Source organism: Planococcus chinensis (assembly GCF_020071995.1).
In the GTDB taxonomy this organism is placed as follows: domain Bacteria; phylum Bacillota; class Bacilli; order Bacillales_A; family Planococcaceae; genus Planococcus; species Planococcus chinensis_A.
Genome location: NZ_JABWTK010000011.1, coordinates 25008 through 43229 on the forward strand (window position 1 = coordinate 25008; position 18222 = coordinate 43229).

The following is an 18222-nucleotide window of genomic DNA, read 5'->3' on the forward strand; positions in this document are numbered from 1 at the left end:
CTGCAGAGTCTGTCGTTCCCATCTTTCTCTGTTTAGGTCCACCACATTTTCGCTGTTGGTTCTTTCAGCAAAAGCGGCATTAAATTATTCACTGCTTTTGTAAATCCTTCCTCTACGGACATCAATCCGTCTTCATGTTCGATACTGACGACGTAATCGTAATCGTATAGCCGCAAGGTGCTGATGATATCCGCCCAGGTTTTTTGATCGTGCCCAAAGCCGACCGTCCGGAAATACCAGGACCGGTCGCGCATCTGGGAATAATCGGTCATATCGGTAAGGCCGTTGCGGTTCATGTTTTGCTGGTCAATGATGGTATCTTTGGCGTGGAAATGGTGAATGGCGTTTTCCCGCCCAAGTATTTTGATGGCTTCGACTGGATCGATGCCTTGCCACCACATATGGCTTGGGTCAAGGTTTGCGCCGATTGCAGGGCCGCATGCTTCCCTCAAGCGGAGCATGGTAGCAGGCGTATGCACAGAGAATCCGCCGTGGAGTTCAAGGCCGATCTTGACGTTCAATGATTCGGCCAGGTCATTTTTTTCTTTCCAGTAAGGAATCAGCTTTTCTTCCCACTGCCATTTCAGTATTTCTTGAAAATCGGATGGCCAGGCAGCAACCGGCCAGTTCGGGTAAAGTGCATGTTCATGGTCGCCTGGACAACCTGAAAATGTATTGACGACAGGCACGCCAAGTTCCGAAGCTAATTTCATCGTTTTAACCAATAATTCATCTGCCGGCTCACTAAACTTTTTCTGTGGATGAAGCGGGTTCGTGTGGCAGCTTAGGGCGCTGATGACGAGTCCGTGGTCGTTGATCTGCTGCTTAAAGCGCTGAAGTTTGTCTGCATCATCCAGCAACTCATCAACATTGCAATGAGCATTCCCCGGATAGCCGCCCGTCCCAAGCTCCACAGCTTCAATGCCTTTTGATGATACATAACCCAGCGTTTCCTCAAAGCTCTTCTCCGAAAACAAAACCGTAAAGACGCCTAATTTCAATGCCAAAACCTCCTTTTGAAATGTCAGAAAATACAGAAATGTAATCCGTTACATCCTTAACATAACGAAATTTTCTTTTGAAATCAATAGATTATGCCGAATAAAAAACTTATTGACAGATTATTCAGATTAATTTACGATGAAAATGTAATCGATTTCATTTTAATTTTAGTGGAATTTTGGAAAGTAGGAAAGCATATGGCCAATATCCAGCAGGTAGCAAAACAGGCAGGAGTATCTGTAGCCACGGTGTCGAGAGTGTTAAATGGGCAAAATACGGTTTCGTCGAAAACAAAAACGAAAGTGGAAGAGGCGATAAAATTCCTGAATTATGAACCCAGCATGCTGGGACGGAATTTGCGGAATTCCGAAAGCCGGATCATCCTGATTTTAATCCCGAACATCTCCAATCCGTTTTACCTGGACATCATTAAAGGAATTGAAAACTTGGCACTTAGCCAAGGTTATAACATCCTGTTGTGCGAAACCGATTCAAATCCGGACAAGGAAAACATTTATTTTGATCTGGTAAGAAAAAAGATGGCAGACGGCATTGTGTCGATGGATCCGGCAGTCAATGTGGACACCTTGAAAGAGCTTGCCAAAACATACGCTATTATTCAATGCAGTGAGTACGGGGGCGGCATCGGCATCCCCTATGTAACAATTGACAGCGAAGAAGCTTCTTACCGCGCGGTAAAACATTTGATCCAAATCGGGCATACAAAAATTGCGCTGATGAATTCGGATGAAAAGTTTCTATATGCCAGAGAACGGAAGGCCGGCTATCAGCGGGCACTGAAAGAACATGGCATTGCTTTGAACCAAGATTACGTGATCTACACCCAGGAACTGAGCTTTGCACACGGCCAGCAGGCGATGAAAAAAATCCTGGCTTTGGGAGACCGGCCGACAGCCGTTTTTGCGGTATCGGATTTATTGGCGATTGGGGCATTAAAGGAAATCAACGCTTCCGGCCTCCACGTGCCAAATGATATCGCCGTAGTCGGCTTTGACAAAATCGATTTCTCAAACATGACCAATCCGACTTTAACCACTGTTGCTCAGCCCATGTATAAAATGGGGGCGACCGCAGCAGCCATGCTGATTGATAAGATCAAAGGCAGGGAAGTGGACAGCGTCATACTGGAGCATGAACTGATTATCAGGGAATCGACATCGGGTTAAACAGCTTGAGGCAGAGTGGCGTCAACAATGGCAAATGGAGTTTGATTGCTTGTGTAAACGCTTATATTTAAGGGTTTAAAAAAACAAAGGGGTGAATCGAATGAAGAAATTGTTGATGTTATCGCTGATTACCGTATTCGGTTTAGCAGGCTGCGGCAGCAATGAAGAAGCAGGATCAAGCGGAGGAGGCGGAGCAGAAGACGATACCCTGACGATCGGCATATCTTTGCCTTCTGCAACGCATGGCTGGATGGGGGCGCTGATCGACAGCGCTGAAAAACAGGCACAGGCTTTAAAAGAAAGCGACGGCATTGAATACGTCATGACCAATGCAACCGACCCGAACAAGCAAGCGAACGATGTGGATGATTTGATCGCCCAGGACGTCGATGTCATTGTGATGCTGCCGATTGAATCAGCAGCGCTTACGCCAGTCGGTCAGAAAATAAAAGATGCCGGAATTCCATTGGTCATTGTGGACCGGGAATTGGAAAATGATGCCGCAACCGTAGTGGTCAAAGGCGACAATGAAGGAATCGGCGTGAACGCCGGCAAGTATTTCATCGAACAACTGCAGGGCAAAGGAAAGATTGTTGAAATCAGCGGACCGCCAAGTTCGGTTACCGAACAGCGGGGATCCGGATTTAAAGAAGCGGTAGAAGGGCAGGAAGGCATGGAAATCATTGCTTCCCAAAGCGGCGATTTCTCTACTGAAAAATCATTGGAAGTCATGCAGAACATCTTGCAGGCCAACCCTCAAATTGACGCGGTATTTACGCAGGATGACGGAATGGCATTAGGCGTCTTGCAAGCCATTAAAGAAGCGGGCCGCACGGATATCAAATTCGTTACAGGAGCGGGCGGTGCGAAAGAAGTATTTGAGGACATGAAAAATGACGGCTTGATGAAAGCGACGTTCTTGTATTCACCGACGATGGTGGAAGACGCAGTAAAAATTGCGGCTGATATTGCAAAAGGTGAAGAACCGGCGGAACCGATGGTCGTCAAAGAAGCAACGCAAGTGACCAAAGAAAATGTAGATGAATACTACGATCCCGAATCTAAATTCTAACAGGAGGAAAGGAAATACAATGAGTGCCATTGTATTTCCTCTTTTCCTATATAAAGGGAGTTTGCGCCATGGATAGACAGCCTTTCTTGATGATGCAAAATATGGAGAAATCGTTTAACGGTGTGCCGGTTTTGAAAAACGTCACGCTGGAAGTTGAAAAAGGGGAAATTCATGCCTTATTAGGCGAAAACGGGGCCGGAAAGTCCACGTTGATGAATCTTTTGGGCGGTGTCCATCAACCCGACGGTGGAACCATCCACATAAATGGACAAGAAGTGAAAATGGCGAATCCAAGGGTATCCCAAGAGCACGGCATCAGCTTTATCCATCAAGAGCTCAATATGGTCTCGGATTTGCGGGTGTATGAAAATATGTTTTTGGGGTCAGAACTCCGAAACAGAATGGGTTTTTTAAAAGTGGAAGAAATGTGCCAAAAAACATACGAAGTGATGGCGAAGTTGGGCGTTGACATCGATCCGAAAGAATATGTGCGGAATCTGGCTACGTCCTATAAGCAGCTGATTGAAATTTCGAAAGCCCTGCTCCACAACTCCACGCTCATCATCATGGACGAACCCACCACTTCACTGGCCGAACACGAAGTAAACCGTTTGTTTGAACTGATGAAAAACCTGAAAAAGTCCGGCGTTTCAATCATCTACATTTCCCATAAGCTGAAGGAAATCAAAAACGTATGCGACCGCTTTACGGTTTTGCGGGACGGGGAACGGGTGAAGACCGGATCAATTGAAGAGGAAGATGTTGAAACCATTACGCGTTTGATGGTCGGGAAGTCCATTTCCCAGGACCGCTTTATCCATGAACATCAATTCGGTCCAGTGTCATTGGAAGTCGTTAACTTAACCAGCCCGGGCTTGTTCCGAAATATCCATTTCGTGCTTAGGCAAGGCGAAGTCCTGGGGTTTACTGGCCTTAGCGGCGACGGGCGAACCGAACTGTTTGAAAGTTTATTTGGATACCGGAAGAAATACAGCGGCGAGGTGCGGATCCACGGCAAAGCGGTAAAAATAGATCATCCCCGAAAAGCCGTCAAAGCAGGCATCGGCTTGGTGCCAAAAGACCGGAAAGAAAATGCCATCATCAAAGACTTGAGCGTGATCCACAACATGAGTCTGTCTTCCATGGGGCATTTTGAAAAAACCGGTTTTATCCAAGACCGGATGGAACGCAAGAAATTCCAGAAGTACAAAGAAATGCTTAATATCAAAGTACACAATCCCCGGATCACCATCGACAAATTAAGCGGAGGCAACCAGCAGAAAGTGATTATTGCCAAATGGCTCGAAGTGGGTGCAGACATTCTCATTTTTGACAACCCGACACAAGGGATTGATGTAGGCGCCAAGCAGGAAATTTATCATGAAATTGCCGAATTGGCCAAAATGGGGAAATCGGTCATCATTCTTTCGTCTGAAGCACCGGAAGTGCTGCGGATTTGCCATAACATCAACGTGATGTACCAAGGCGAAATAACGGCCAGATTTACCGGTGATGAAGCCACGGAAGAAGAAATCATGAATTACGCCACTGGTTCAAAAAGGGAGGCTGCAAAAATTGGCTAACATCGGTGCAAAAGAATACAAGCCCCAAGGCTCAACTGCCAAAAGCCGGCTTTCCTGGCTTTGGTCGGAATACAGCGTCATTATTGCTTTTGTCATTATCTTTATTGCCTCAGCAATTATGAATCCAAGATTTTTGGACATGAACAACCAGTTGAATATTTTGATGCAGGTGTCAATCATCGGCATTATTGCGATGGGGATGACCGTTGTCATGCTGTCAGGCGGCATCGATTTGTCGGTCGGGTCTGTCCTGGCATTGGCGGGCGTGATTTCGGTCTTGGCTTTGAATGCGTCCGGCAGCATTCTGGTCGGTGTATTCACAGCTTTATTGGTCGGCTCGTTTGCCGGGTTCCTGAATGGACTGATGGTGGCAAAAGGCAGGATCGCCTCATTTATTGCGACACTCGGCATGATGGCAGGCGCTCGGTCGATTGCCCTTTATATTGCAGACGGAGGCAGCGTCTCCGGGGAAGTCACCGGATTTACCGCCATAGCCAACAGTGATTTCTGGATATTTGATGTGCCGGTCCTCATTTTCATCGCCATGACAGCACTCGTCTTTATCCTAATGCACAAAACCCGTTTCGGCCGTTACGTCTATGCGCTTGGCAGCAATGAAAAAGCGGCTTTGCTGTCGGCAATCCGGGTGGACCGCATCAAAATCGGCGTTTATACCTTGATCGGCACATTGGTTGGGGTAGCGGCAGTCATCGAAACCTCCCGCTTGAATTCCATTTCCTCATCGAGTTCAGGCGCCCAGTATGAATTGGATGCCATTGCGGCTGTCATTATCGGAGGTACGCGGATGACAGGAGGGCGCGGGAAAATCATCGGCACCCTTTTCGGCGTTCTGATTTTGGGCATCTTGAATAATATGATGAATTTGATGAATGTTTCGCCGCATCTTCAAGGGTTTGTAAAAGGCCTGATCATCATCATAGCGGTCGTCTTTCAAAAAAGAGAATAGGGGGCAAGATTATGGGCTATCGAGCGGGCATTATTGGCTGCGGCTCCATTACGAAAATGCGCCATGCGCCTGAATATACGGCAAATCCGTATGTGGACGAAATCGTTTTTTACGACCGGAACCTGGACCGTGCAGAGGCGCTGGCGGATTTATTCGGCGGAAAAGTTGCAAAAACGGTGGATGAATTGATGGAGGATCCGACAATTGATATCATCAGCGATTGTTCTTCCAATGAATCTCATCATATCTTCTCTTCCAGAGCATTGCTGAGCGGCAAACATGTGTTATGCGAAAAACCCATTTCACTGACCCTCGAGCATGCGAAAGAAATTCTGAATGCGCAGAAAACGTCCGGCAAGAAATTGATGCTCGACCACAACCAGCGGTTTACGCGTGCCCATCAAAAAGCGAAAGAAATCATCGCAGGCGGCGAACTCGGAAACGTCCTGACGTTCCGCACCACTTTCGGGCATTCAGGCCCCGAACTATGGGGGCATAATAAAACCAACTCGACCTGGTTCTTCAAAAAAGAACGCTCGGGGCTCGGTGTGGCAGGGGATTTAGGAATTCACAAAGTGGATGTGCTGCATTACTTGCTGGATGATGAAATTGAGCAAGTCAGCGCTTTTCAAGGAGCCTTGCATAAAGTCGACGAACAGGGCCAGCCGATTGAAGTATGCGACAACATCGTCTGCAGTTTGAAAACAAAAAAAGGGCGTTTAGGAACGGCTTCTTTTTCCTGGACGCATTACGGGCAAGAAGACAATAGCACGGTCCTCTACTGCGAAAAAGGCATCCTGAAAATATACAACAGCGACGCATACCAGCTGGAAGTGCTGACAAACAACGGCGAAAAAATCAATTACGAGTTGGAAAGCATCCAGACAAACGACAATCAGACCAATACCGGCATAATTGATGCTTTTATTGAGAGCATCCGGCTGGACCACCCGCCGATGGTGACAGGGCAGGAAGCCTTATCGTCATTAGCCGTCATACTGGCTATTTTAGAAGCAGCAGGGACGGGGCGTGTGGTATCGGTTGAAAGCGAGTCCCTTCAGTATTTTTAAGGAGGGGCTTTTAACAAGGAAAAGAAACGCCAGCAGGAAGAAGGAGCGAGCGAAGTGAAAGTGCGCGAAGCAACCGAACAGGAATATGAAAAAATTTACAGGCAAGGCTACCGGGAATGGGCAAAAGGGCGGTCGCTTCAGCAATATATAACGGATAATCAAAAAGAAGAAACGCTGGGCAAACGGTATGTCTTGGTGGATGACGAGGAAGACATCATCGCTTCACTGATGCTGTTGGAGTTCAAGCCTAGTTTGTTCGGGATTGGCTCGATTGTCGTGGAGCCGGAATTCCGTGGGAAAGGCGCAGGAGCGCAATTGATCAAGGAAAGCATGAAGCTGCACCCGGATGCAGCTTTCATGCTATACAGCGAAATCGGCACTGCTTATTATGAGCGCTTCGGGTTCCGGGAACTGCCGGAATCCTATCAAGGTTCGGTTCAAGCCATCTGCATGGTCCGGGCGGATGAGGAATTATACACACAGATCCTGAAAGAGACTATCCCTTCATATTTTTAAAGGGATAGCAAAAAGAAGAACCGTAAGCCGAGAGCTTTGGTTCTTCTTGCTGGTTACGCACCTTTTTCTGCTTTTGTCCGTCCGGTGCCGTACAGCATCCACGGGGAAGGAAGGTCGAACTGGTGATTTTCCGGAAGGGTATGGGCCTGCTCTTTTGTTAAGTCCATCCAGATCAACGCATCTTCTTGGACTTCCTGGCACAATTTCTTATGTGCAGAAGCGATGGTTTCCCACAGGCCGGGCTGATCCATCAAGTCTTCCCAAGAATAAATGGCATGCAGATAATGATGTTTTTTAATATCTCTTTTAACAATCACGACTCGTGTGGCGTCTTCATTTTCAAAAAATGACCATGTCTCCAGTTCCTTATCTGCAAAAAGCTCTGAAGAAGCGGGGAATGGGTAATAGCATTCATAAGGAAAAACGGCGCCGTTTTTAACGTATAAGTCATGGACCCATTGTTTTTTTCGCTCTAAATCGGTCAATTCGTTCCAGACAGGAGAACCATTTTGCAGCTGGGACACGTCTTTTGCAGTGGCTCCATAAATGGCTGCTTGGGGCGTGAGCCCGAGCTTTTCCAAAACGCGCCGTGCCGGAACATTTTTTTCCTGCGTGTTGGCACCAACCCAATGGATATTAGGCAGCTTGAACGCTTCATCCATGACTTGAGAAGTTAGCGTAGTCGCCAAGTCTTTGCCTCTAAAACGGATATCGCTGCGGATTCTGCCGAGCATCGCGTAATGCTTGGCAAATATCGAGTAGCCGCAGACACTGGCCAAGTGATCATCCAAAAATAAACCGAACAGGCGGTTTTGCTCGGTCGTGACAAGCCGATCAAAAATCCGTGTGACGTAATCGTCTTCAATTCCTGTTTGCATCGCTTCCATATAGGGCAAATCTTCAAGGCTTAGTAAACGTATTGTTTTTTCCATTGCCTGCACTCCCTGCTTCTGTCGGATTGACTGGTTTCTTTTTATTATAACTTTGAACTAAGAAACTATGCATGCAATTTGCTGCAGCCATAATAAAAAGCCGTCGGAAAAAAACCAACGGCTTTTTAAGTAGAGTGCAGGAGCTACTTGATGGCGCAGGAATTCGGCGACCATTCAGTATGGGTGGAACCGGTACTGACCCAATGGATCTGGTTCAGAATTTTGTAGCTTCCGGCTGGAAGGCTTTTGTATGATGTGAAATTCAGTCTTCCATCATTCGAAGTATTGCGCCATCCTGGTTTCGTATTCGGATTAAATCCGTATAAAGTCACATACGCATAGCCTGGCCATTCGGAAAGAGACTTGAACTGCTCATACTTTGAGCCATTGTAACGGTAGAGCACGGGTTTCCAAAAAACCGTATCCGTTTCCCGCCCTTTCCAGGCAGTCACATAGCGAGGAGGTTCGGCTTTGACTATTTTTCCGGCACATGACATGGAACCGACCGCATGCGAAGGCCAGTTGCCTTCGCCGTTGTGGGCATCAGCAGGTTCAGCGGCAAAACTGATGGCAAAAAATATAGAAACGGAAGCTAATAATTTGGCGGCAGTAGAAAATTTTTTGAAAGCCATGAAAATTCCTCCTCTGGAATATGTAAAATAAAGAAAAATGCATGTTGGTTAGAAAGCAAAATATTTGGGAATAACAAATAATAGAAAATTCGGATATTAAATATAATATCATATTTTTACCAAGAAACCTAGCACTAGGATAATAATGAGATAAATTTTTCATAATTTTTGCCGGAAATGAAAAAAGCGGAAACAACTTGTCGTGCTGCGGCAATGTGTTATAAAATTTTAGCTAGTGAAGAGGCAGGTAGATGGAGGTGGAAAATGAGCTTTAGGAAAACGAGGAGCATTTTGTACAAAATTCGGGGATTTCAAAGCGGTTAAAAACGGTACCATCGGAAGCAGAATCGGCAAAAGAATTCTCAGAAGAATGATTAACCGCCTATTATGGAGGTTCTTTAAAATATAATCGAAAAATTCATCCTAAGCGGGCCGTCTGCAGTTTTTTTGCAGACGGCTTTGCTATAGATTCCTAAACTATTTTCTTTTTAATACACCCAAGTAGTTTGCCCATGGACCGACGTCTTCCCGGTACCTTTCTGCCATAACACGAGTGATTTGGGAAAGATGGGTCATGTCGTGGACAACCCAAGTTGACAGCAGTTCCCGCAGTTTAACAGATCCGAATTCAGGGTGAATGCCGGTCAGTTCAAAATGAAGTTCAGGATTCACGAGTTGGTTTAGCTTTTCAATGTTCTGCAAACGGAGGGCTTTAAATTCCTGCAGCTTATCTTCAATTGAATTTTGATTGCTGATTTTCAAATGGGCAAAACGGTCAAAAGGAGGGAAAGGCTTCGTTTCACCATCCTGCAAAATGGTTTTCAGCCTCGGCAGCCAATTCGTTTTCTCCGCTTCGATCAAATGTGCAACAACTTCTTCAGCATTCCAAGTGCCTTCGTCTTCGCAGTTCTGCAGCCAACCTTCAGATAACCCTGACAAGAAGTGGCTAAGTATGCCGGGGGTACGCTCCAAAATTTCAATCGCTTCTTCAAGTTTCAACTCCATTTATATGCCCCTTTCCATCGCTTAGTGAATAAGAAATAAAACATTATGTATTCATTATATATTAATCTGAATTTTTAGATAAGTTATAGTTTTATTCTTTGTTTAAGCGTATAATAAATACGAATTTAAATCAGAAAATGATAGCACAGCTTCACTAAAATAGAGAAAGGAGAAAAGGCAAACCAAGTTTTTTCGTATTCTTTTGCCAGTCGCCGAAACTTCATGGCCAATCAACTGGAATGACAGCCACTAACTGGAGAAGGAGAAAAATAAGATGCTGTATAATGTCGTATTATTCCTCCACATTTTAGGCGCGGTGATCATGTTCATGGCAATCAGTATCCTTGCTTTATCGATGATTTCCTTGCTTCATGCAAAGGAGACGGGAGATGTGAAGCGCTGGTCGGGGCTTGCAGTCAAAACGGATGCGCTGTTTCCGTTAAGTACACTCATTATCATCGTGCCGGCGTTGTACCTTGTATTTTCTGCCTGGGGATGGGGAACGGCATGGATTAATGTATCTTTAGCGGCGCTTCTAGGCACCAGCTTTTTAGGGCCAATCATCAATTTGCGCCGTCTTAAAGGAATTCTTGCCGCTGCCGAAGCAGAAACAAATCCTGTCCCATCGAGTGATTTAGTGAGAAAAGTGAGAGATCCGGTACTTTGGAATTCCGTTTCCGTTATGACGATGCTGATTTTCGGCATCCTGTTTTTGATGGCCGTCAAGTTGCCGTTGCTGGGAGCACTCATTACAATGGCCATTGCTTTAGTGGCTGGCCTTATACTTGCCCGCTTCATGCTGGCAAAAACTAAGCCGGACACTTCTGTGGATACGGTTTCGTTTAGATGAGTCCAGGGCCATTAACCCAAAGCAGTTGCCGGATAAAAGCCGTACTGATTATAATCAGTGCGGTTTTTTATTATTAATCTTTAGCAATCCTTACATTAAATTATTATGAATAATCAGAAAATACGTTGAAAGCAAAAATTTTGGTACGTATAATGGAAATGTAAGCGCTTTTTATTTTGGAAAGGAAGTGGGAAGATGTGAACGATAACCATGCAAAAGGCAGAGTTGCAGTAATGGATGAGCCGGAAAAGTTGAGCTACCGGGAATACGAATTGCCGAAGCCGGGGCCGGGAGCTGTTCTTTTGAAGGTGCTGCGTTCCAATATTTGCGGATCGGAGCTGCATATATGGAGAGGGCAGCATCCGACCAAAAAGAAAGGCGTCCTTGGCCATGAGATGATCGGCGAAATTCATTCGCTTGGGGACGGTGTGACGACTGATTACGCAGGCGAACCCATCCAAAAAGGAGACCGCATCGTTTCCGCTTATTACATTACGTGCAGAAAATGTACCGCATGCCGGGAAGGGCATTTTCATCTGTGTGAACATGCTTACGATTTCTGGAATCAGCCGCCGGAAGTAAGCCCTCATTTTCATGGTACTTTTGCTTCGCACTATTACATCCACCCAGACCAATACTTCTATAAAGTGCCGGACAATGTATCAGAAACTTCCGCCGCCAGTGCAAACTGCGCTTTATCACAGGTCTATTTCGGCTTGGACAAAGCTGGCGTGACGTATGGCCAAACGATTGTGATCCAGGGAGCAGGCGGCCTTGGATTGAATGCGACGGCAGTAGCCAAGGAAAAAGGTGCCAGAGTGATCGTAGTGGACGGCGTAGAAAGCCGGCTGCAGCAAGCCAAACTTTTTGGCGCTGACCATACGCTTAACCTAAACGACTACGGCTCTGTTGAAGAACGGGCAAAAGCTGTTCTAGATCTTACTGATGGAAAAGGGGCTGAATTTGCAATGGAAGTGGCAGGTGTGCCTGCCGCTTTCGCAGAAGGCATCCACTACATCCGGCCTGGCGGCAAATACGTAACCATCGGGAATATAACCCCAGGGAAACTGATTGAATTCGACCCGGGGCTTTTGACCAGAAAGTCGATTCAAATTATCCCGGTCGTCCGCTACAATCCGTGGTATTTGTACAAAGCCTTGAAATTCCTTTCCGACACGCAAGGGAAATATCCGTTTGATGGCATGATTGATGCTGAATTTTCGATGGATGATATTAAACTGGCGCTGGATAAATCTGCAGCCCGGGAAGTCACAAGAGCCACTATCATTATGGACCGGCAATAATTCTTCGTACGATCCGATCATGGACAGCTATACAGGCAAAGGTTTAAAAATTAGCAGACGGAGGTCATACAATGGACAAACCAAAATTATATGTACTGGATACAGGAACAATGAAAATGGATAAAAACTTTATGGTGGCTGCCCATAATCCGGCAAGCATCGACAACCCCAATCCGCCGGCTGAATTTGTCGAGTTCCCGGTATATGCCGTTTTGATCGACCATCCGGACGGGAAAATTCTATTCGATACCGGCTGCAATCCGGAAGGAATGGGGGAAAACGGGAGATGGCCGGAAGGCGTCCAAAAGTTATTCCCGGCCTTCCAGGATGAATCCTGTTACTTGATCAACCGGCTGGAGCAATTGAATTTGCGGCCTGATGATATTAAATACGTGGTTGCTTCCCATTTGCACCTCGACCATGCGGGCTGCCTCGAGCTGTTTACGAACGCCACAATCATTGTGCATGATTCCGAACTGAAAAATACGATGAAGCAATATGCGATGACAAAAGACATGGGCGCCTACATATGGGCGGACATCAACGCTTGGATCGGCAATGACTTGAAATGGAAAACCGTCATGCCGCATGAAGATGAATTGGAGCTTGTCAAAGGCGTTAAGATTTTGAACTTCGGACCGGGGCATGCCTGGGGACTGCTGGGGCTGCATATTGATCTTCCGGGAGAAGGCGGCGTCATTTTGGCGTCGGATGCTGTGTATTCGGCGGAAAATTACGGACCGCCGGTTAAAATTCCAGGAATCATCTATGATTCATTGGGCTATTTAAGCGCAGTGGAAAAAATCAAAAAATACGCTGAACGCACCAATTCGCAAGTATGGTATGGACACGATTCCAAGCAGTTCCGCAATTTCATCAAATCCACCGAGGGCTTTTATGAATAAGTCAGCTTAATTGGACCGGCCCTGCGACACCTGGACATCAGCTGTTAAGGGGCCAGTCTTCTTTAATTGGAAAAGGGAGGACGAGTGAATGATTGATGTAAAAAGTTATTATTTCGGTTCCATTATTGATGGAGAAGAAATTAGCAAAGATGGCAGAAAAGATCTCGAAGTATTTAACCCGTATACAAATGAAGCGATCGGGAAAATATCCTGTGCGACGACAGAAGATGTGAAACGTGCAGTGGATACGGCGCAGCGGGTATATACCGAAACGACCAAAAAGATGCCGGCTCATAAACGTTCCGAAATTTTGCGAAAAGCCGCTGATTTATTGGAGCAAAGAGTGGATGAGTTCGCCCGCACCCTTGTCCTGGAAGCGGGAAAGCCGATTAAAGAAAGCCGGGTCGAAGTGCAGCGGGCGATCCAAGTTCTGCGTTTTGCTTCAGAAGGAGCAAAAGCGATATACGGTGAAACCATTCCGCTCGACAGCGCCATCGGAGGCGAAAACCAAATCGGCATCGCCAAACGGGTGCCTTTAGGTGTGGTTGCGGCCATCACGCCGTTCAATTTCCCGCTCAACCTGGCGCTTCATAAAATAGCGCCTGCGCTAGCAGTCGGGAATACAGTCGTGTTGAAGCCTGCTGAAAAAACACCGTTTTCATCCGTGCTGCTGTATCATTTGCTGGAAGAAGCCGGACTGCCGAAAGGTGCATTAAATATTGTCATGGGACCAGGTCAGGAACTGGTGGAACCTTTGGTGACGCATCCCGACGTCAAAAAAGTATCGTTTACCGGAAGCAGTGCCGTCGGTTGGAAAATACATGAAATGGCGAAGCGGAAAAAGGTGACGCTTGAACTGGGGTCCAATGCACCGAATATTATTTTCGAAGATGGGGATGTCGAGGTCGCGGTCAATGCAATTGTGCTCGGCGGCTATACATACGCCGGACAGGCCTGTGTTTCCGCACAGCGGATTTATGTCCACGAAACGATTTATGAAAATTTCCTGGATAAGCTTGTTGAAAAAGTAAGTGCGCTGAAAACAGGAGATCCGCTGGAAGAATCTACCGATATGGGCCCGATGATTACGGAAGAAGCTGCAGAGCGTGCGGAGTCCTGGGTAAAAGAAGCCGAAGATCAGGGGGCTGCCATCCTGACCGGCGGAAGCCGAAAAGGATCGATGCTCGAGCCTACCGTTATCAGCAATGTCACATCTGACATGAAAGTCGTCTGTGTGGAAGTGTTCGCGCCGATTGTCAGCGTCATGCCGTTTTCGACCGAAGAAGAAGTGGTGGCCCATGCCAACAATACGGACTTCGGCTTGCATGCCGGCGTCTTTACCGCCGACATCAACCGGGCGATGCGCATGGCGGATGCCATTGAGACGGGCGGCGTCTGGATCAATGAAGTATCCGTACGGCGCTATGACCATATTCCATATGGCGGCATCAAAAGCAGCGGCATCGGCAAAGAAGGCGTGAAATATGCCATTGAAGAAATGACGGACTTGAAATTTGTCGGAATCAAGCTGTATTGATTTCATAAAAATCGTATTGAATGGATTAAACAATTCGAGATAGGGAGAGGATTAAATGAAGGTGAAGTCAGCGGTATTGCGTGAAATTGGAGCCCAGACTCCGTATGAAGAAAGCCAGCCGATTCAAATTGAAGAATTGGAGCTGGATTCTCCGGAGCGGGGAGAAGTATTGGTCCAGATAAAAGCAGCGAGCCTATGCCATTCCGATTTATCGGTGATGAACGGCAGCCGGCCGCGTCCCTTGCCGATGGCACTTGGACACGAAGCGGCAGGAGTTATCGTTGAAGTCGGAGAAGGCGTCGTCGGCTTGGAGGTCGGAGACCATGTGGCTTGCGTCTTTGTGCCAAGCTGCGGACAGTGTGGGCCATGCAGGGAAGGGCGCCCGGCTTTATGTGAGCCTGGAGCTGCCGCGAATACAGCAGGAACCTTGCTTGGGGGCGGACAACGCCTCCACAATGCAGAAGGCGTTGTCAATCACCACGTCGGCGTATCGGCATTTTCCGAGTATGCGGTGGTTTCCCGGAATTCCGTCGTGAAAGTCAGCAAAGACATTCCGTTTGAAAAAGCGGCGTTGTTCGGCTGTGCCGTCATTACCGGAGTTGGTACCGTAGTGAATACAGCCGGTATAAAACTCGGCAGCACCGTAGCGATTGTCGGACTGGGCGGTGTAGGGCTCAGTGCGCTGCTTGGCGCCATTGCGGCAGGTGCGAGCCGGATTGTGGCAGTTGATATTAACGAAACGAAGCTTAAGCAGGCAAAAGAACTTGGCGCGACCGACACGTTCAATTCCAAAGATCCGGATGTGGTGGAACAAATCCGCCAAGCGACCGGCGGTGGCTTGGACTATGCGTTTGAAACAGCTGGAGTGGTGCCGGCGATGGAAGTGGCTTACTCTATTACGAAGCGCGGCGGAACTACCGTCACAACCGGGCTTCCGCATCCGGAACACAAATTTTCATTCCCGTATCTTTCCTTGACGGCGGAAGAACGGACGCTAAAAGGCTCGTATATCGGCAGCTGCGTGCCGAGCCGGGATATCCCGAGGTACATGAATTTGTTCCAGGAAGACCGGCTCCCGGTCGATAAGCTGATCACCGATTTTATTTCTTTGGACGAAGTAAACAAGGGATTCGACATTCTTACAAAAGGGGATTCGTCCCGCATCATCATTAAATTTTAAGAAAACCCGCAGGCTGTGAAATCACTGATTTCACAGCCTGCGGGTTTTTTCATTTTTATGGAAGGAATTATTCAATAAGCAAAAAATCATGGTCAAAAATGAATGCATAACTGATATCCACAAACAAAAAGTACTTGTCGGATAACGGAAAGCTGAACGTCCGGATCATTTCAGCTGTTTCGATATCGGCATAAGGATCGGAAAGAATGCCTTTATGCCATGTCCGCATATGCAGGATGTTTTCCAGGAAATAAGGGCGGAATGCCCAGTGCGAACCTTTTTGATCCGTTTCCATCGTCCAGCTGCCATCCTGTTTCCTGAAGTTTGAAGATATTTGCTGGCCATCGCTGTTGCAGACATAGATGCGGAAACTTTCTTCATCGAACGCTTCAGTTACGGAAGCAATAAATGCATCGGCTGTTTCCGGACCTTGCCATTTCGCCGACATTTTTTTCATCTTATCTTCGCAGGCTAAAGCAAAAGCCAAGCGTTCTTTAACCAGTGATTTTTCCCTTTGGATAAAACCGAGCACTTTTTCGCCGACATTGATCAAGAGGGAGTCATCAGGCAAAGGCGTAAAAGAAGGCTTTGCTAAATGGAAGCCCTGGTAATAATGTCCGCCGTTTTTCCAGGCGAAGTACAGCTGATGATCGTCTTCTATATTCTCGTAAGAAAGCTTCGCGCCAATTCGGCGAGCAAGCAGCGATAAGGAATAAAGAATGTCCTGAAAAACATCAGGGCTGCTCTGGCGAATAATGCCTGTATCGATTTTCAGAATATGCGGTTTGAGTTGGCGTATCCGATCGATGTTCGAGCTCTTGGCCCCGACATGATCGACGGCAATCTGGATGCCGTAGGTTTTATAATAAAGCAGCAAATGATTCAGCACATCGAATCGTTCGTCGAAATCATGTTCGGTGATTTCCAGCACCAATCGGTTCATGGCGAATCCTTGTTTTTCAAATTCCAGCAAAGTATGCAAAAAATCTTCGCCGCCGTTGATTAACAGTTGTTTGGCATTTCGGTTGATAAACAAAGATCCGGCAGCGCCTGATTGAATCATTTCGGTGATGGCCAGCTGCAGAAGATGGTGGTCAACTTCAACTTTGTATTCATCAGGCACATCGGCATCGTGGAAAAAGTCTGCCAGGCTGACCCATTCGCTGCCGGATTGGTAACGGCCGAAAATTTCATAGCCGATAATGGTATGCTTCACTGCACTAACAATCGGTTGAAAGGCAGGTTTTACCTGGTCAAGGTTTTCAAGAATGTCTAAAGGATCCAAAAGTCCGCCTCCTTACGGGAGCTTTATGCTAAAGCTTATGCAATTAAATGCTCTTTCAGCGCTTGTTGAAGAGTGCCAAGCGTTTGCGTTTTTTGATCGAATGTTAAATCCAGATGGATCATTTTTCTGACAACTTCTGCTCTTAATCCCGTAATGACTGATTTGCAGCCCATCATAGCCGTGCCGTCGATAATTTTCATTAAGTGATGAATAACTTCAACTTCCATATCTGCGATGCCTGATAAATCGATGATCAATGTTTGGATGCGGGATCTGCCGATTTCCGTCAACACTTTTTCTTCCAGGATGTTCGTCCGGAACGAGTCGACTGCACCGATCAAAGGCAGGATGCAAACGGAAGCATTGATTGGAATGATCGGAACGGACAAGTTTTCAACCAGCTGACGGTGAGCCAGAATCAACGAATCTTTATAGGTGGAATAACTGATGAAAAACGTATTCAAGAATTTGTCCACACCGTTGTTTACAACTTCTTCTAGTTTGAAAAAGTCAGGAGCCAATTGGTCTTTGAATAATTGATTGTACTTATTGATAAAAGTCCAAAGCGTACGGCGGATGGCCTGCACCCATTCCAACTTGAAAGCCAAATCAATAGAGTGGGTTGCCCAGGCAATCCCTTCTTGCTTGGCAAACAGATTCAATTCCTCTTCTTTGCCATCTATGATATAACCGACTACTTTATGCGCATTGGAAACCAAGTCAATATTCCCCACAGTTAAAATTTCGTCGATTTTCTCTTTTACGTTAACGGCCTCAGACAATAATTTCTCTTCAAAGGCTTGTTTGTTTTCTGAAAGAAATGATTTTAATTCCTCGGAATTCTGCAGGGCTTGTGCCATTTTTCTTGCTCCTTTTTATGTAATATTTGAATAATGTATTTCTTAATTAAATCATATAACCGCGTAAAATAGAAATTAAGTATTCACTTAGCTTATTTTTAACTAAATCAGCAGTCAAGAAGGAGAGATGCCCAGAAGTTTTCCCATTCCACTCCTCTGTTAAACCTTTAGCTTCCTATTTAATATTCATTAGTTAGCAGAAACTAGAAGATATTGACTATTCCGAATATTAAATTTATACTAAATCTTAAGACGTGCTTAATGAAAGATAGCAAATTTTACATAGATGAGCAAAATTCTTTCACCAAAGAAAAAACTCGGCTGCAAAAAGGAAG

Annotated in this window: 17 protein-coding genes; 11 read left to right on the forward strand and 6 right to left on the reverse strand. The window is 46.3% G+C overall.

Translation table 11 applies throughout. The features are described 5' to 3' along the window. Positions 1-32: 32 nt before the first annotated feature. Complete coding sequence (locus HU147_RS15840; protein ID WP_224077187.1) at positions 33-1001, reverse strand: sugar phosphate isomerase/epimerase family protein; 969 nt, start codon at positions 999-1001, stop codon at positions 33-35. A 198-nt stretch (positions 1002-1199) separates the two neighbouring features. On the opposite strand from HU147_RS15840, the gene HU147_RS15845 reads away from it, so the two are divergent. The 6 genes from HU147_RS15845 (at position 1200) to HU147_RS15870 (ending at position 7397) form a co-directional block, all read left to right on the forward strand. After that, positions 1200-2189: a LacI family DNA-binding transcriptional regulator gene (locus tag HU147_RS15845; protein ID WP_224077188.1), complete on the forward strand. Its 990-nt coding sequence runs from the start codon at positions 1200-1202 to the stop codon at positions 2187-2189. 100 nt (positions 2190-2289) lie between these two features. Next, positions 2290-3261 (forward strand): substrate-binding domain-containing protein, encoded by a 972-nt coding sequence (locus HU147_RS15850; RefSeq protein ID WP_224077126.1) that lies wholly within the window; start codon positions 2290-2292, stop codon positions 3259-3261. Positions 3262-3329: 68 nt separating this feature from the next. Then, entirely contained in the window at positions 3330-4844 is a 1515-nt protein-coding gene (locus HU147_RS15855; protein WP_224077127.1) for a sugar ABC transporter ATP-binding protein, read from the forward strand. Next, positions 4837-5811, forward strand: coding sequence for an ABC transporter permease (locus HU147_RS15860; protein WP_224077128.1), 975 nt, complete (start codon positions 4837-4839; stop codon positions 5809-5811). The genes HU147_RS15855 and HU147_RS15860 overlap by 8 nt, the downstream gene beginning before the upstream one ends. Before the next feature lie 11 nt (positions 5812-5822). Beyond that, positions 5823-6881: a Gfo/Idh/MocA family protein gene (locus HU147_RS15865; protein WP_224077129.1), complete on the forward strand. Its 1059-nt coding sequence runs from the start codon at positions 5823-5825 to the stop codon at positions 6879-6881. Between the two features lie 54 nt (positions 6882-6935). Further along, on the forward strand, positions 6936-7397 hold the full coding sequence (locus HU147_RS15870) for a GNAT family N-acetyltransferase (RefSeq protein WP_224077130.1): 462 nt from the start codon (positions 6936-6938) through the stop codon (positions 7395-7397). 53 nt (positions 7398-7450) lie between these two features. Here the strand turns inward: HU147_RS15870 and HU147_RS15875 are convergent, their stop codons facing one another. The 3 genes from HU147_RS15875 to HU147_RS15885 form a co-directional block, all read right to left on the reverse strand. Beyond that, positions 7451-8329 (reverse strand): GNAT family N-acetyltransferase, encoded by an 879-nt coding sequence (locus tag HU147_RS15875; RefSeq protein WP_224077131.1) that lies wholly within the window; start codon positions 8327-8329, stop codon positions 7451-7453. A 143-nt stretch (positions 8330-8472) separates the two neighbouring features. Then, positions 8473-8961 (reverse strand): hypothetical protein, encoded by a 489-nt coding sequence (locus tag HU147_RS15880; RefSeq protein WP_224077132.1) that lies wholly within the window; start codon positions 8959-8961, stop codon positions 8473-8475. 477 nt (positions 8962-9438) lie between these two features. Further along, positions 9439-9966, reverse strand: coding sequence for a DinB family protein (locus HU147_RS15885; protein ID WP_224077133.1), 528 nt, complete (start codon positions 9964-9966; stop codon positions 9439-9441). 274 nt (positions 9967-10240) lie between these two features. Between HU147_RS15885 and HU147_RS15890 the strand changes: the two genes are divergently transcribed. The 5 genes from HU147_RS15890 (at position 10241) to HU147_RS15910 (ending at position 15742) form a co-directional block, all read left to right on the forward strand. Next, positions 10241-10816 carry a hypothetical protein gene (locus HU147_RS15890; RefSeq protein ID WP_224077134.1) on the forward strand — a complete coding sequence of 192 codons (576 nt, stop codon included), beginning with the start codon at positions 10241-10243 and terminating at the stop codon, positions 10814-10816. Positions 10817-11013: 197 nt separating this feature from the next. Next, a complete protein-coding gene (locus HU147_RS15895) occupies positions 11014-12120 on the forward strand; it encodes a zinc-binding dehydrogenase (RefSeq protein ID WP_224077135.1) in 1107 nt (368 codons plus the stop codon). A 71-nt stretch (positions 12121-12191) separates the two neighbouring features. Then, positions 12192-13025, forward strand: a complete 834-nt coding sequence (gene ahlS, locus HU147_RS15900) for an AhlS family quorum-quenching N-acyl homoserine lactonase (RefSeq protein WP_036804520.1) — start codon at positions 12192-12194, stop codon at positions 13023-13025. A gap of 88 nt (positions 13026-13113) precedes the next feature. Further along, positions 13114-14562 carry an aldehyde dehydrogenase family protein gene (locus HU147_RS15905; protein WP_224077136.1) on the forward strand — a complete coding sequence of 483 codons (1449 nt, stop codon included), beginning with the start codon at positions 13114-13116 and terminating at the stop codon, positions 14560-14562. A 55-nt stretch (positions 14563-14617) separates the two neighbouring features. Continuing rightward, a complete protein-coding gene (locus tag HU147_RS15910) occupies positions 14618-15742 on the forward strand; it encodes a zinc-dependent alcohol dehydrogenase family protein (protein WP_224077137.1) in 1125 nt (374 codons plus the stop codon). 67 nt (positions 15743-15809) lie between these two features. Here the strand turns inward: HU147_RS15910 and HU147_RS15915 are convergent, their stop codons facing one another. Together HU147_RS15915 and HU147_RS15920 are read right to left on the reverse strand one after the other, a co-directional pair. Continuing rightward, complete coding sequence (locus HU147_RS15915; RefSeq protein ID WP_224077138.1) at positions 15810-17027, reverse strand: EAL domain-containing protein; 1218 nt, start codon at positions 17025-17027, stop codon at positions 15810-15812. Between the two features lie 35 nt (positions 17028-17062). After that, the gene (locus HU147_RS15920) at positions 17063-17887 is read right to left on the reverse strand and encodes an STAS domain-containing protein (protein WP_224077139.1); all 825 of its coding nucleotides are present in this window, start codon (positions 17885-17887) and stop codon (positions 17063-17065) included. Between the last annotated feature and the right edge of the window lie 335 nt (positions 17888-18222).